Here is a 15,320-nt window from a genome sequence, read left to right on the forward strand (position 1 = left end):
TTTACCTTAGGAGATTTGTTCGATGGATGAGCAAGAACAACTGACGACCGCCCATGGTGCGCCAATTGCCGACAATCAAAACTCGTTGACGGCTGGTCCCCGTGGCCCACTGTTGATGCAAGATTATCAACTGTTGGAAAAAATGGCGACCTTCAATCGCGAACGGGTGCCAGAACGGGTCGTCCACGCCAAAGGCTCAGGGGCATTTGGGACGTTTACCGTTACCAATGATGTAACGGCCTATACCAAGGCTTCGATCTTTGGAGCAGTTGGCAAGCAAACTCCAGTCTTGTTGCGCTTCTCAACCGTTGCGGGCGAACACGGCGCAGCCGATGCCGAACGTGATGTGCGCGGTTTTGCCGTCAAATTCTACACCGATGAAGGCAACTGGGATTTGGTCGGGAATAACACCCCAGTCTTTTTTGTGCGTGATCCCTACAAATTCAGCGATTTTATCCATACCCAAAAGCGCGATCCCAAAACCAATACCCGCTCGCCTCAAGCCATGTGGGATTTCTGGTCGCTCTCGCCCGAAAGCTTGCATCAAGTAACCATCTTGTTCAGCGATCGCGGTTTGCCAATTAGCTATCGGTTTGTGCATGGCTTTGGCAGCCACACCTATAGCTTTATCAACGCTCAAGGCGAACGTTTCTGGATCAAGTTCCACTTCCGCTGCCAACAAGGCATCAAGAATTGGACGAATGCCGAAGCTGCCGAAGTAGTTGGGGTTGATCGCGAAAGCTCACAACGCGATTTGTTCGATGCAGTCGAACGCGGCGAATATCCAAGTTGGAAGCTTTGCGTCCAAGTGATGCCCGAAGCTGATGCTGAAACCTACCACCTCAACCCATTCGATTTGACCAAAGTTTGGCCACACGCCGATTATCCGTTGATCGAAGTTGGCACGATGGAGTTGAATCGCAACCCTGAAAACTATTTTGCTGAAATCGAGCAAGCTGCCTTTGAACCATCAAACATTGTACCTGGCATTGGCTTCTCGCCTGATAAGATGTTGCAAGCGCGAATTATGTCGTATGCTGATGCCCATCGCTATCGCATTGGCGTAAATTATGCTGCACTGCCAGTCAACAAACCGCATTCACCAGTCAACACCTATCATCGCGATGGCCAAATGCGCTTCGATGGCAATGGTGGTGGTTCGGTTAACTACGAGCCAAACAGCTTTGGCGGGCCTGCTCAAAACGAGCGCTATGCCGAGCCAGCTCTCAAAATCAGCGGTGATGCCGATCGCTACAACCATCGCGATGGCAACGACGATTACACCCAACCAGGCAATTTGTTCCGCTTGATGAATGCTGATCAACAACAACAGTTATTCAACAATATTGCAGCGGCGATGCAAGGCGTGCCCGAATTTATCCAATTGCGCCAAATCGGCCACTTCTTGAAAGCTGATCCTGCCTATGGTCGCGGAGTTGCCGCCGCCTTAGGCCTCGATATCAGCAGCCTCGAAGCCTAGTTTTATTAAGGATGAAGGCTAAATTATGAGGGATGAACATCTAGCGCCTTTGTAATGCAGTGGCGCAGAGAAATTAAAGGTTGAGGCTCTTGGCCGTAGTAGACGATTATCTACCGGACCAAGAGCCTTTTTATGGATCTACGAAGGGCGAGGGTTCAGGATTCAGGGGCAAGGGGCCAGATTTGACTTACCCAGCCCAATCATACAGCCTGACCCCTAGTTACTGACCCCTGACCCCTCTCACTATTTGGGTTAAAAACTGCCCGACCCCTGAACCCTCGCCACTGCCCCCTGATTTACAACGACACTCGTAAACAAGACACTGCCAACTACCAAGCCAATCCATGAGATCAAGGTGGTTGCATCAGGTTGGAGTAGGGCTTGACCACGCAATGCTTGCACCGTCACGCTGGCGACGAGGCCGAGATAAGCGACCGCTGCGCCCCATGTCAAGGCCAAACGTTGCTTATCGTTGAAACGTTGTTTGGCGTTATAGAGCAACCAGCCAATCAAAGCCAGCACTTGTGCGCCATGAATGCCAACAAAGTGGGCAATGCGTAAATCGCCATGCTCACTGCTCCAGCCCAAAATCGCGATGCCACGACCGCCATCAGCAGCGCCGATGGTATGCGCACCAATTGCGGGAACCGAACCACCAGCTTGCAACACTTCCATCTGGGCCGGGCTGGGGTTGGTCATCAAAAAGCCAAGGCCGAAGCCAAGCAACATCAAGCCCATTCCCAATTTCAAACTGAGCATAAAAACGCGATCAGCAATTGGCTTTTGGCGCAGGAAGACCACAAATCCAACAATATTAATCAGATAGAAGACCGTGATCGTCGTGCCCATGATGCTCCACAAGGTTTCATCAATTGGCGTTGCAACGTTGAAGTGCATTGGTTGGCCGCGCACAGCTTGGGTAATAAATAGCACAATTTCGATTGAAAGCGCAGCAGCACAAGCATCCATCACAAAACGCATCAAACGTGGCCGTAGCTTAACATAGCTAAACATCCACAAAACGGTAGGCGCATAAACTACAAACGAAACCGCAAATTTTAGGCTTTTCATCCAAACTGGTTGGCCGAGTACCTCACGCGGGTCAACAATCACCCCGGCGATTGCGAGCACCAAGAAAAAGCAACTAAGCAGAAAAAAGATCGTCATGCCTTTGCTGGTGGCCCAAAATTGGCGCAAAATAGCTCCGGCTCCCGACGTAGTACGCCGAGCCTCTGGGAATTGAGCAGTCGTTGTCATGGCTGTTCCTTTATTTAGTTACAGGTTGAGCAATTGTAAGGTTGGGTGAACGAACAAGACCGTGGATCGTGCGCACGACCATATAGATCAAAAATCCGACGGGTCCGACCATAAGTACGCTGACAAGGATAGGACTGATGATTAGGGCAAAAATGTTGCGTTCACGGCTATCTAAATAGATCCAGCGAGCCACAAAGAGATCAAAGGCCAAAAAGTGCACCCAACTGAGTGTGGCACCGCTCTCATTGCTGATCAATTCAATCACGCCAGGCAAGGTTGGGTTGCTTACGCCAGCCCAAACGGTGGCGAAAATTGGCAACAAGACAATCGCATAAATTAGTGCTGGGCCAAGAATAATCCATGGCGATTGGATAATCCGCTGCGTCCATTTCCAAAATGGCAACACCACCATCAGAAACCAAAATGGCATGACAAACAAACTACTAAGCGAAAATAATTGAGCCACCATAATGCCCTCCCGCATTGCAAGGTTCAATCAAACTGCTGGTATTCTAGAGCGTGAAATAGGGCTTGTGATGGCTATTTGGGGCTAGGTGCGTTATACCGAAAGAACTAGAGCGATCCTAGGCTGAAAACGCTAGACGAATCATTGCTCCGCTTGGTACTATTGGAGTGGGTGGTAAGCGGGCGCTTTTGAACCTAACTGCTAACAGCATGTTAGAAATTAGCCGTTAACGTTGCATTATCTTGACATGCCATGGTGAGCGACGTATGATCAAATCACGTTCAGAAGTTCGCACTAGAAGGGGTTGTAATGGATTACAAGGATTACTACACAATTCTTGGAGTAACAAAAACTGCAACCGAAGCTGAAATCAAAAAAGCCTATCGGAAATTGGCGCGTCAATATCACCCAGACCTCAATCCCGGCGATTCTGAAGCTGAACGTAAATTCAAAGAAATCAACGAAGCCTATGAGGTAGTGTCGGACAAAGACAAGCGAGAGAAGTACGATCGCTTCGGTGCCGATTGGGGACGCGCCCAAAGTACAGGTTCGGGGTTTAATTGGAGTCAATATGCCTCGCAACCAGGTGGTTTTGGTGGCAACTTTGGCGGCGATTTCGCCAATGGTGAGTTCTCCGATTTTTTCGAAATGTTGTTTGGCAATGCCAGCCGCCGCCAAACCAGCGGGGTCTATGGCAATCGCCGACCACAACGCGGCCAAAATGTTGAGCAAGCCATTGATGTTACTTTAGCTGAAGTGCTCAGTGGCACCCAACGCACACTTCAATTGCAAGCTCCCGAAATGTGTAGCAATTGTGGTGGCAGTGGCGCGAGCCGTGGTAGTATTTGCCCAACTTGTGGCGGTACTGGCGTGAGCGGCACAAGCACTCGCACGATCAATGTGCGCATTCCTGCCGGAGTCGATCAAGGCTCACGTATTCGCGTTGCTGGCGAAGGCAGCCCTGGCATCGACCAAGGCAAACGTGGCGATTTGATGTTGGTGGTCAATCTCGTGCCCGATAGCCGCTTCGAGCGCAAAGGCAACGATTTATATACCGATCTCGCAGTCGATTGGCATACCCTCATCCTTGGCGGCAAAATAAAAGTTCCATTGCCTGATGGCAAGCAATTAACCTTAACGGTGCCTGAACAGACTCAAAATGCTAAAGTGTTTCGTTTGCGCGGCCAGGGCTTGCCCAGCCTGCGTGATCAGAACACTCGCGGCGATTTGCTGGTCAAAGTTCAGGCAGTGCTACCAACCAGCCTGACTCCCAAACAGCGCGAATTGGTAATGGCTCTACGGGACAGCGATTAACCGAAAGGATGAAGGACGAAGGATAAAGGATGAAGCTGTTTCATCCCTCATCCCTCATCCTTCATCCCTTCAAAGGGTTTTTATATGAAGTTAGAACGATTTACCGAAAAAGCGCAAGAAGCGTTTCAACATGCCCAAGAGTTGATGCACGAACAGCATCACTCGCAGCTCGATGTTGAGCATATCTTCTTGGCGTTGTTGCGCCAATCGGATGGGATTGCCGGGCGGGTTTTGGGTCGCCTCAGTGTCAATGTTGAATCGGTGATTGCTCGTGTCGAACGCGAGCTTGATAAATCGCCCAAAGTTTATAACTATGGCTATCCACAGCAAAGTGTCTATGTAACGCCGCGCACGCAACGCTTGGTCAAACGTGCCGAGCAAGAAGCTGAGCGCATGGGCGATCAATATGTCTCAACTGAGCATTTGTTGATTGCAATTGCTGGCGAACGCGAAGGCGCATCAGCTCGTATTCTGGCCAGTTTTGGCATCGACACCGAGCGCTTGCTTTCAATTTTGATGGAGATTCGTGGCTCGCAACGCGCCGATGATCCAACTGCCGAGAGCCGTTATGAAGTGCTGGAAAAATACAGCACCGATCTAACCGCCCTCGCATCTCAAGGCTTGCTTGACCCGGTGATTGGCCGCGATAGCGAAATTACCCGTGTGATTCGGATTTTGAGCCGTCGCAGCAAAAATAATCCAGTGTTGGTGGGCGAAACTGGTGTTGGTAAAACTGCCATCGCTGAAGGCTTGGCCCAACGCATTGCCAACGGCGATGTGCCTGAGTTGTTGCGCAATCGGCGTGTACTGGCACTCGATTTGGCAGGCATGGTCGCTGGCTCTAAATTCCGTGGTGAGTTTGAAGAACGGCTCAAAGCAGTAATGGATGAGGTGCGCTCAGCCAAAGGCAAAGTGATTGTCTTTATCGATGAATTGCACACTGTGGTTGGAGCTGGCTCAGCGGCTGGCTCAATTGATGCCTCGAATATGCTCAAACCAGCCTTGGCGCGGGGCGAGATGCAGGCTGTTGGCGCAACGACCACCGACGAATATCGCAAGCACATCGAAAAAGATGCAGCCTTAGAACGCCGTTTCTCGCCAGTCTATGTCGAAGAGCCAGATGTTGAAACTACGATCGAGATGCTGCGTGGTTTGCGTCGCCGCTACGAAGAACATCACAATTTGACGATTAGTGATGCTGCTTTGAAAGCTGCCGCCAACCTTTCGCATCGCTATATCAACGATCGTTTCTTGCCCGATAAAGCGATCGACTTGATCGACGAGGCTTCGGCCAAGCTGCGGATTGATATTTATTCGATGCCCAAAGAGTTGCGCGAAAAGCAACAAGCGATTCGCGATTTGCACCGTGGCGAAGAAGATGCTGGCAATCAACGCGATTACGAACGCGCCGCGATTCTCAAAGCCGAAGCCTTGGCCTTAGAAAGCGAATTTCAGCTTGAGCGTCAGCAATGGCTTGAAACCAATCAGCTCGATGATGTGGTTGATGAAGAAGATGTAGCCACCATTGTTGCCAACTGGACGGGAATTCCAGTGCAGCGCATGCTCGAAACCGAAAAACTCAAGTTGGTCGAGATGGAAGAACGCTTGCATGCCCGCGTGGTTGGTCAACATGAGGCGGTAACTGCGGTTTCCGATGCAATTCGCCGTGCTCGTTCAGGCCTCAAAGACCCACGCCGCCCAATCGGCTCGTTCATTTTTGTTGGGCCAACTGGGGTTGGTAAAACTGAATTGGCCAAAGCCTTGGCAGCTTTCTTGTTTGACGACGAAGATGCCATGACCCGCGTCGATATGTCGGAATACCAAGAACGTCACACCGTGTCGCGCTTGGTTGGTGCACCTCCAGGCTATGTTGGCTACGACGAAGGCGGCCAATTAACCGAATCAATTCGTCGCCGCCCATATCAAGTGATTTTGTTCGATGAAATTGAAAAAGCCCATGGCGATGTCTTCAATTCGTTGTTGCAAGTGCTTGATGATGGCCGCTTGACCGATGCTCAAGGCCGCACCGTCGATTTCCGCAATACCGTGATCATTATGACCTCGAATGTGGGCACTGATGAGATTCGGGCTGGCTCGATTGGCTTCCGCCGCGAGAACAAAATTGATATGGGTGAAGTACGCAAGCGGGTTGACGATGCCATGAAACGCACCTTCCGGCCTGAGTTCTTGAACCGCATCGATGAAATTATTTTGTTCAAGCCGTTGGAAATGGCCGAATTGACTGGAATTATCGATGTGTTGGCTAACGAAGTTGCAGGCCGTTTGGGTGAATTGCAAATTACCTTGCATCTGACCCGCGCTGCCAAAGAATTGTTGGTGCAAGAAGGCTACAACCCCGTGTATGGGGCACGTCCATTGCGCCGCACCTTGCAACGCTTGGTCGAAACGCCGCTCTCCCGCGCCTTGCTCAAAGGCGAATTCAGCGCTGGCGATGTGGTCGAAGTCGATGTTGAAAATGGCGTGATTATTTTCAACAAAGGCGAACGCTTGCAAATTACCAGTAGCAAGCCAGTTGAGCCACTTTCAGCCTAAATCACCTTTGATTCGAAACAGCGGTCGGGAAGTTGCTTCCCGACCGCTGAATGGTTTAAGTCAACAAACGCACCACAATCGCCGCATGCTTATCGCCCTCAGCAGCCATTGATTGAGCATGTTCGGCGGTTTGCCACCATTGCCAATCAAGATGATGATACAAACCCAACACATCAAATGGCACATCGTGTGGTAGGGTCGCGGCAACATTGGCGGGGTTTTGCATTTGCCAGCGTTGTACATTGGCTTGCTCAGCCGCAGGCACTGGATGATAAGCAATTCGCGCAATACAGGCCGCATCTTTGGTTACGAATTGGCGATTAAATTCCATGGTCAAAATCGAGCCAGAGAAGGCTGTGCGATATTGCGAATAGCCGCAACGACTGCCTGAATCCAAGGCCAAGGCTTGCAAACTCAGCCACGGGTTGAACACCATTGAATTTTCCAACTCAATAATCGTTTGATCGTCGATCAAGCCCAAAAATAGATGAAATTGCTGATAACCATCACCCAAAAACGTCGCCAGATCAAACGGCGCTGGTTGTGAGCGTAATTGCACAACTTGGCGCAACAGATTGATTCCGCTGGATTGAGGCCGCCCATTGAAGCGCTGAAAATAGCGTTGATACACCAGACTGAGCGCTTCGAAATTTGGCTCGCAGCTTAACCATGGTGTGTCTGGTTCCCCACAAAAATCTAGCCAAAGCTGCTGTGGCTGGCTTGGATCAAGCAAAATACTGGCTCGGGTATGGCGGGTGGTGACCGAAGGGCAAGAACCCAAGCTGATCAAGCCATCGGCGCGAGCTGGCGTGCGGCTTAATCGCCGTTGCGAATGCCAACGAAAGCCCCATTGATTAAGCGTTTGGTTGCGCCGCAATTCGCTGTGCCAAGCGGGCAAAATCTGGCTCATAGCAGGCTCCTTGCACGAAAAAACGACTACCCTTGTAGGATAGCCGTTACGTGTGTCAGGGATTGACCTTTACAAACCGATTATTGGCCTTCGCGAGCCATTTCTTCCATTTTTTTGCGCAAACTCAAGGGGCGCATATCCGTCCAAATTTGTTTGATATGCTCCAAACATTCAGCTTTTGGGCCAACTTTACCTTCATCATTCCAGCCAAGTGGGTTTTCACGATCGGCTGGCCAGATCGAGTATTGCTCTTCATGATTCACGACAACTTTGTAAATGGTGGTATCTTCTTCTTCGTTCCAACCCATGGTCAAGAACCCTCCATCATATGCCAACATTGCTGTTGGTAAACTTTGATAATTGCAGCAGCTAGGGCGATTGCGAGGATGAGGCTTGCACCACAAATGCTTGTGCTGCAACGTGGCTTTATTTTACCGCATCCCTTCATGGCCTAGCAAGAGCCAAATTTAGGCGTGGCGGGCTAGAATTTGGCGCAATACGGGCAAGGGCTGTGCTCCGCTGGCTTGTTCGACTACTTTGCCACCCTTGAATACTAACAAAGCTGGAATGCCTTGGATATTGAAGCGTTGGGCGATGCGTGGGTTTTCATCAACATTCAATTTGGCTACGACTGCTCGTCCAGCAAATTCTTTGGCTAAGCTTTCGATCGACGGCGCGATTGCTCGACACGGCCCACACCAAGCCGCCCAAAAATCGACTAGTACAGTTTGGCCGCTACGAATGGTTTGTTCAAAATTGGCATCAGTTAGCGTCAACGGAGTCGAGCCGCCTGCAACCGCCGCTGCGGGTGTTAGCGGTGTACTGGCGGCATTCGGCAGATTGCCCAAGGCTTGGCCATTAACTAAGGCCTCAAGTACTGGCTGCAATTGCTCCTTGCTCAATCCACCAACACAACGGCCTTGCATCTCGCCTTGGCGAATAAAGACAGCAGTTGGAATCGCGCTAATTGCATAATCTTTGGTAAGCTTTGGGTTTTCCTCAGGATTGACTTTGACGATCAAAGCCCGACCTTCAAATTGAATCGCCAAAAGATTGAGAACTTTATCGAAGGCTTGGCTCTGTGGATCGGCTTTGCTGCTCCACACAACCATCAAGGGATACCCAGTATTGAGCACGCGCTCGAAACTTTGATCGTTGGTATGAATTGGGGTTGAGAATGTCATCACTGACCTCCTTGGTGTTACTAGTTTGAGTGTAACACGCTGCCACCGCTCGATGCATTAGCAATCTGTCAATGTTTTAGAAAATGCTCGGTTGGGTTGCTAATTGTTCAATGATGTTTGGCTCAACGTTGTAGGCGTGTAATTGCTGAGCAAAACTAATTTCATCGCGCATATCCAGCGATTGAGCCGAGGTCAGGCTATCAGTGCCCAAGCCAACGCGAATACCTTGGGCCAGCATCTGTTCAAGCGGCATGCGTCCACACAAGAGGTTGTGGTTGGATCGGGGGCAATGCACCACAGCACAATCATATTGAGCAATTAACGCTAGGTCATGGGCATCGACTTGGACAGCATGCACCAGCACTGGCTGGGTTTCGAGCACGCCCAAACGTTCGAGATAGGCGATTGGCGAGCATTGAGGAGCTTGCCACTCAATATGGGGGGTAATGCGGCGATTGAGTTCGCGTAATGGGCCAATGCCCTGTTGTAAAAAAGCCACTTCGGCAGGTGATTCGGCAATGTGGATGGCCCAAGGCACAGCTTCAGCTCGACACCAACGCGCCGCAGCTTCGAACAAACTGGGTGCACAACTATAGGGCGCATGAATGCTCAAGCCAATTTTCATGGCAGTTTCTCGTTTGCGCCAGGTGTCGATTTCACGTTGGGCGGCGCTCAATCGCTCCAGCGCCACCGTCGGATCAAAGCCCAGCACTTCGAGATAGACCACGCCCGCCAAGCCGCTGCTGAGCAAGGGTTCGATGCTTAATCGCGTGGCTGAAATATCGCCAACCGTGGTGGTTTGGTTTTGCTGTAGTTGTTCGATTGCCTTGTGGATACCACGTTCGAGGGTTGCATTATCAAGCTGTATGCGTCGCGAGAGCATGGTTTGCAGCCACGCGCCAAATTCTTGCCCAGTCGGGCAAACTTCGGCCAAGGCGCTAAGTTCTAAGTGAGTATGGGCATTGGTATACATCGAGCACTCCTGCTAAGGCGATTCTGCTCAAATAGTAGCACTAATGCCCAGTGATTCAGCTACATCATGCTCATCAACTGCCAAATAATCACGATAAAGGTGATCAAGATAATGCCGCCAATCAGCATCATCAACAAATTGCTGCGTTGTTGACGATTGGTATACAAACGCGGAGCCGGTGCTTCGCGAATGGTATTATCGGCAGGCGGCATAGGCATGGTTGGGGCACTGGTTGGCTCGGGTGCTTTGGCCACAGCGGCTGGGGTTGGCGGCAGTGGTTGCACCCGCCGTTTGGTTGGCTCGGAAGGCGCTTTTTCATACTTAGGCGCTGGGGTTGGCGGCGTTGGCACCGACTCTGCTGGAATAACATTGGGAATCGGTTGGCTGGCCGTTTTAGGCGCAGCCGGAGTGGTTGGTGTTTTTGGCTCACTGGCGACCACTGGCGGCGTTGGGTTTGAAATTGCCGGGGTGCTGGGCGCATTGACCGCTTGATCAAGCACAGGCGTGATTTGGCTGCGCACATATTCGCCAGTGCCAGTCGATGAAATTCCCAAGGCTGCTTCGAGCGCTTCGGCCAAATCCAAACCAGTTGGGAAGCGCTCAGCCGGATCTTTGGCCAACATTTTGAGAATCACCGCCTCAAGTTGCGCCGAAATCGCTGGATTGATCGAGCGCGGGGCTTTGGGCGGCTCGGCCATATGCAACATCGCAATCGCCAACGGATCAGCGTCGTCAAATGGCACTTGGCCCGTCCAAAGCTCATACAAAATTACGCCCAAACTGTAGAGGTCGGTTTGAGCCACAACTTTGGCCGAAGAAATCGCTTGTTCAGGCGCGACATAATGTGGCGAGCCGAAAATCTCGCCGCGTGTGCCAACTTCGGTCAGCAAAGCCAAGCCAAAGTCGGCCAAAATCGCTCGACCATCTTTGTTGATCATAATATTCGATGGTTTAACATCACGATGGATAACACCTTTGCTATGAGCATAATCCAAAGCGGCACAAACTTCACGAATCATGCGGCAGAGCGTGCGTGGAGTCCATTCTTGGGCGCTAGTCCGTACTTGCTCGATCACCTTGTGCAGATTGTCGCCCTCGATATACTCCATCACCATATACAACAGGCCATATGAATCGCCATAGTGATAGAGTCGCACAATGTTGGGATGTTCAAGTTGGGCAATCGCTTGGGCTTCGCGATTGAAACGCTCGGCATAGCTTTGATCATTACGGAAGGGCGTATCGATCACTTTGATCGCGACGGTGCGATTGAGCCGCACATCAACTCCACGGAAAATATTGGCCATGCCACCACGGCCCAGCAAGGCTTCTACCCGATAGCCATCGAGATATTGGCCTTCCAAAGGTTTTTCGGGATCGAAGGTCGCAAAGCCCAAGGCTCCTGGCTGCGAAGGTGGTCGCACGCCAGGAGCAGCATTGGCATTGGCCGCAATTTGATGACTGCCCGTGATCCCCAAAGCCTGTTCTAGGGCCGCGATCATTTCTGCGCCAGTTTGAAAGCGCTCGGCTGGAGCTTTGGCTAAAGCTTGGAGCAACACCGCTGCCGTAGCATTATTCAGCTTGGGGTTTTTCTCTTGAGGTGGTGGCGGCGACTGAGTGATATGTTGCAAAGCCACACTGGTTGCCGATGGGTCATCGAATGGCACCGAGCCAGTCAACAATTCATACAACATCACGCCCAAGGCATATAAATCTGATTGGGGAATGGCATCAGCCGAACGCCGTGCTTGCTCTGGGGCGATATAGTGGGCCGTGCCAAAAACTTCGCCCTGCGAACCAAGCTGGGTATCGAGCGCCAAGCCAAAATCCATCAACACGACCCGCTGATCATGAGCCACCATCACATTTGATGGCTTGATATCGCGATGAATTACGCCCTTTTTGTGGGCATAATCGAGCGCACTGGCCAAACTACGGGCAATGTGCATCACGGCGCTATGTGGCAAAAGGCTGTTCGTGCTGGTATATTGGGCTAAGACTTTCGAGAGATCAACGCCATCAATATATTCCATGACAAAATAATAAAGATTATCGGTATCGTCGGCGTAGTAGATCTGCACAATATTTTCGTGTCGCCAAGTGGCGATAGCGCGAGCTTCGCGTACAAAACGCTCGGCATAGCTTGGCACTTGACGATAACGGCCATCGATCACTTTGATTGCCACAGGCCGATCAAGTTTGATATCGTGGCCGACATAAATCAAGCCCATGCCACCACGGCCTAGAACGCGGTCGATGCGGAAGTTGGCGAGTTGTTTCCCAATCAGATCATCAGTCATAGTAGTAACTTGGCTATAGGCTATAGGCTATAGGCTACAAGGTAACCTACCACTATGCCATTGATTGTTATGCCCAGCGTTGATAGTGTTGTGATTAAGATCCATACTCTCAGCCCATAGCCTGTAGTCTATAGCCAGATCACTGGCGACTATGGCGGCCTTGGGTAATTTTGGTCAATTCACTGATAAAGCGATTGATCCCATTGACATAGCTTTCGAGATAATCGTTGGCGATCCGGCGAGCCAAATCGCGTCGCCCAGCAGCCACGAACAAGCCAACATGCGGGCGAAAGTCGCGTAGCGAAACGTGCATTACCCCATTGGCATCAGTGATAACGCCCCAAGCCAAGGTTTTTTTCTCGTTATCGTCTTTGGCGGTGATAAAGCGGGTCAGTGAGCTGGTGTCAGCCACTGCACCAACATTCGAAAGCACCTCGCGGCCTTTGATCAAATCGTTGAGCACATCGAACTTACCAGGAATCGCATCGAGCAGGCGTTGCAAAGCCATTGGTACGTGGGCCAACAAGCGCAAGGCTCCTGATGAAGTACTTTCGCCCGATTGGGCAATATCTTTGGCGCGGGCTGAAACTTCGCCAAAGCCTGCAATCGTGGCCAAATAATGCTTTTGGGTGGCTTCGAAGGTATCCCAGACTTCCGCTCGCCACTCTTGCCGTGCTTGATCGAGCAAACCCAATGCTCGTTCATGCAATTTGCTAATTTCCAGCTCTTCCAGCGGAACCTCGAAGGTCATGGGGTGCAACCGATCACTGGGATTGGGAATGCTGCCATCAACTGGAATTAAAATTGCTGGATTAGCCAGCGATTCTTCAAAGGCCGTGATTGTTGCTTCGACCGCTGCTTTGAGATTAGCATCGTTGGATGCTTCTTGCAATGAAGCTTGCAATTCTGGATTAGGCTTGTAGGAAACCGCATGAATTGCCCGATAAAGCACCAAAATATCGTTAACTGTAATTCGAATTTGGTCGTTGCGCTGCTTGAACAACTTGCGCAATTCCAAAATCTTCTTCAGATCAACCCCGATTGATTCGGCGCTGGCTTCAGCCACAATCTTGGGGCTATCAGCGAGAATCTGTTTTTCTTCGTCGTTGAGTTCGATATTGGGTGCATAGGGGCGTACCGTACCCGCAACTGGCGCTGGTTGGCCGCGCAAATAGACCGCCCACGCCAAGGCTTCGAGGGTCATAATTTCGGCGACGGCTGAACCCCAAGCGCCATCGAAGAAAATATGCGATTGATCAAAGACCATACTTGAGCCAGTATCGATCAAGGTCAGGCCGTGGTCGCCCAGCCCGCGTTCGGTCAGACGTAACTCGGCTAAGGGCAAGTGGCGTGGGCGGCCATCAGCATTAAACCAAATTGGCGCACAGCGCAAGGCCTCAAGTTGCTGGCTGGTTTCGGGGCGCAACTTACCCAAAATGCTTGGCAAGATTGTACGTTTGGTGGTTGCCAAAGGAATTAATGAAGTTGGAGCATGGTTGGCTGGGCTGGCCAACAAGGCAGCAATTTGGCTGCGCACATTGCTTACATCGTTGGGGCGGGTGCTATTGGGCGCACAAGCCGGAATCAAATAATAATGGCCGCGCCAGATCAAGCCAATATGCCAACTTTGGCGTGGCAAAGCTACCATATTTTCGTTGTAGGGTGTGGGATCAAGGTAGGCTGCCAAGGCCATTTGGCGTTGATAGGCTGGCAAGGCGATTTCGCGAGCACGCTGAAACTGTTTGCCCCAACGTTCGCGAATTTCTTTGGGCAAATCGCGGGTCGATTCGGCCATAAATTCATCGAATTTGCGTTTGCGATACAGCGCATAATTTTCTTGCGATTGGACATCGGGGCCACGGCCATAAGGGCGTTGGCGCTCCCATTGGTTATATAAGTCGGCGAATTGACGGGTTTCGGGATTAACCTTGGTCAGATCGCGCAGCAAGGCCAACGAAACCCGCTCACGCCATTCGTTTTCGAGCAAATCGGGGTAGCTATGCAGAATATGAATCGCCGCCATCACCCAAGCGGTCATGCGGTCGATTGGTGGCAAATTAATTTTATGATCGTTCAGGGTTTCGTCGAAGCCAATCGTTTCGTTGGCATGGCGGGCAGTATCCTCGCGCAAGGCATAGCCCACATAAAATTGCCATGTGCCTTCAGGAAAAGCATCTTGAGGATCTTTGCCAGCCAATTCGAGCAGTTTTTGATAACCCCAAATAACCGCTGCCGGCCCAGCAAAGAATGTGCTAAATACCGCTTTATCGAGGGCTTGCTCAACCCCACGAAACAGCAAATTTACATCGCGTTTAATGACATTGCCTGCTGGACGACGGCCCGTCAACTTCGCCAAGCCACTTAAAATCACCCCGGGGACATTACCAGCAGGCACGACCCGCGAGATTTGGTCAACAACGGCATCGATCTCCGGCAACGACAACCGCGACACCTGACTGATCGAGATCGAATGCGCAATGCTACGCAAATTATCGGCAGTCAAATGCGAGGCAGCGGTGAACTGTTGCTGCGAATCCATGATACCCCATCCACACCACATGCTCGATAGCGAAAAATTAATGACCTCATGATAGAGGAGCGTGGGCAGCCTGTCAAAATATTAAAATGGGCCATTTTTGACGCGCTGCGCTGTTGTGCTAATCCTACTATATTTTATCGTTTTTTGAAAGACGTATGCGGAAGGATGAAGGATGAATTATGAGGGATGAAATGTAATCATAAAGACGAATGGTTGCAATCCCCAAAATGTTCCGAATAGTCAATAGCCCTAACTGCTCTGCGCCTCTGTGTTAAAGCTTTCCCCTTGCCTCTGAATCCTGAATCTTTATTCTATGTTTTTTGCTCTATGTTCTTTGTTCTTTA

General features: G+C 50.8%; 11 protein-coding genes. 3 read left to right on the forward strand and 8 right to left on the reverse strand.

All coding sequences use genetic code 11. The features are described 5' to 3' along the window. Nucleotides 1-22: 22 nt before the first annotated feature. On the forward strand, nucleotides 23-1,480 hold the full coding sequence (locus LCH85_15245) for a catalase (GenBank protein MCA0353348.1): 1,458 nt from the start codon (nucleotides 23-25) through the stop codon (nucleotides 1,478-1,480). Nucleotides 1,481-1,732: 252 nt separating this feature from the next. On the opposite strand, the gene LCH85_15250 is transcribed toward LCH85_15245, so the two are convergent. Together LCH85_15250 and LCH85_15255 are read right to left on the reverse strand one after the other, a co-directional pair. Continuing rightward, nucleotides 1,733-2,737, reverse strand: a complete 1,005-nt coding sequence (locus tag LCH85_15250; GenBank protein ID MCA0353349.1) for a hypothetical protein — start codon at nucleotides 2,735-2,737, stop codon at nucleotides 1,733-1,735. Nucleotides 2,738-2,747: 10 nt separating this feature from the next. Further along, nucleotides 2,748-3,206, reverse strand: coding sequence for a DUF4281 domain-containing protein (locus LCH85_15255; GenBank protein ID MCA0353350.1), 459 nt, complete (start codon nucleotides 3,204-3,206; stop codon nucleotides 2,748-2,750). Nucleotides 3,207-3,512: 306 nt separating this feature from the next. Here LCH85_15255 and LCH85_15260 point away from each other — a divergent pair, with 306 nt between their 5' ends. Then, nucleotides 3,513-4,517 carry a J domain-containing protein gene (locus LCH85_15260; protein ID MCA0353351.1) on the forward strand — a complete coding sequence of 335 codons (1,005 nt, stop codon included), beginning with the start codon at nucleotides 3,513-3,515 and terminating at the stop codon, nucleotides 4,515-4,517. A gap of 84 nt (nucleotides 4,518-4,601) precedes the next feature. Then, on the forward strand, nucleotides 4,602-7,070 hold the full coding sequence (locus tag LCH85_15265) for an ATP-dependent Clp protease ATP-binding subunit (GenBank protein MCA0353352.1): 2,469 nt from the start codon (nucleotides 4,602-4,604) through the stop codon (nucleotides 7,068-7,070). 55 nt (nucleotides 7,071-7,125) lie between these two features. Here LCH85_15265 and LCH85_15270 read toward each other — a convergent pair whose 3' ends face one another. The 6 genes from LCH85_15270 to LCH85_15295 all read right to left on the reverse strand — a co-directional run bounded on the left by LCH85_15270 (nucleotide 7,126) and on the right by LCH85_15295 (nucleotide 14,976). Continuing rightward, complete coding sequence (locus LCH85_15270; protein MCA0353353.1) at nucleotides 7,126-7,980, reverse strand: hypothetical protein; 855 nt, start codon at nucleotides 7,978-7,980, stop codon at nucleotides 7,126-7,128. Nucleotides 7,981-8,060: 80 nt separating this feature from the next. Further along, a complete protein-coding gene (locus tag LCH85_15275; GenBank protein ID MCA0353354.1) occupies nucleotides 8,061-8,288 on the reverse strand; it encodes an MbtH family protein in 228 nt (75 codons plus the stop codon). Between the two features lie 159 nt (nucleotides 8,289-8,447). Then, nucleotides 8,448-9,164 carry a thioredoxin gene (trxA, locus tag LCH85_15280; GenBank protein ID MCA0353355.1) on the reverse strand — a complete coding sequence of 239 codons (717 nt, stop codon included), beginning with the start codon at nucleotides 9,162-9,164 and terminating at the stop codon, nucleotides 8,448-8,450. A 76-nt stretch (nucleotides 9,165-9,240) separates the two neighbouring features. Next, nucleotides 9,241-10,137, reverse strand: a complete 897-nt coding sequence (locus LCH85_15285) for an amidohydrolase family protein (protein ID MCA0353356.1) — start codon at nucleotides 10,135-10,137, stop codon at nucleotides 9,241-9,243. A 59-nt stretch (nucleotides 10,138-10,196) separates the two neighbouring features. Further along, on the reverse strand, nucleotides 10,197-12,437 hold the full coding sequence (locus LCH85_15290; protein MCA0353357.1) for a protein kinase: 2,241 nt from the start codon (nucleotides 12,435-12,437) through the stop codon (nucleotides 10,197-10,199). A gap of 139 nt (nucleotides 12,438-12,576) precedes the next feature. Further along, entirely contained in the window at nucleotides 12,577-14,976 is a 2,400-nt protein-coding gene (locus LCH85_15295; protein MCA0353358.1) for a hypothetical protein, read from the reverse strand. Nucleotides 14,977-15,320: the final 344 nt, after the last annotated feature.

This window comes from Chloroflexota bacterium (assembly GCA_020161265.1).
In the GTDB taxonomy this organism is placed as follows: Bacteria; Chloroflexota; Chloroflexia; order Chloroflexales; family Herpetosiphonaceae; genus Herpetosiphon.

Excerpts from the sequence above, each read along its gene's own strand:
- LCH85_15245 (MCA0353348.1), top strand. The coding sequence starts at position 23 with ATGGATGAGCAAGAACAACTGACGACCGCCCATGGTGCGCCAATTGCC.
- LCH85_15250 (MCA0353349.1), bottom strand. The coding sequence starts at position 2,737 with ATGACAACGACTGCTCAATTCCCAGAGGCTCGGCGTACTACGTCGGGA.
- LCH85_15255 (MCA0353350.1), bottom strand. The coding sequence starts at position 3,206 with ATGGTGGCTCAATTATTTTCGCTTAGTAGTTTGTTTGTCATGCCATTT.
- LCH85_15260 (MCA0353351.1), top strand. The coding sequence starts at position 3,513 with ATGGATTACAAGGATTACTACACAATTCTTGGAGTAACAAAAACTGCA.
- LCH85_15265 (MCA0353352.1), top strand. The coding sequence starts at position 4,602 with ATGAAGTTAGAACGATTTACCGAAAAAGCGCAAGAAGCGTTTCAACAT.
- LCH85_15270 (MCA0353353.1), bottom strand. The coding sequence starts at position 7,980 with ATGAGCCAGATTTTGCCCGCTTGGCACAGCGAATTGCGGCGCAACCAA.
- LCH85_15275 (MCA0353354.1), bottom strand. The coding sequence starts at position 8,288 with ATGGGTTGGAACGAAGAAGAAGATACCACCATTTACAAAGTTGTCGTG.
- trxA (MCA0353355.1), bottom strand. The coding sequence starts at position 9,164 with ATGACATTCTCAACCCCAATTCATACCAACGATCAAAGTTTCGAGCGC.
- LCH85_15285 (MCA0353356.1), bottom strand. The coding sequence starts at position 10,137 with ATGTATACCAATGCCCATACTCACTTAGAACTTAGCGCCTTGGCCGAA.
- LCH85_15290 (MCA0353357.1), bottom strand. The coding sequence starts at position 12,437 with ATGACTGATGATCTGATTGGGAAACAACTCGCCAACTTCCGCATCGAC.
- LCH85_15295 (MCA0353358.1), bottom strand. The coding sequence starts at position 14,976 with ATGGATTCGCAGCAACAGTTCACCGCTGCCTCGCATTTGACTGCCGAT.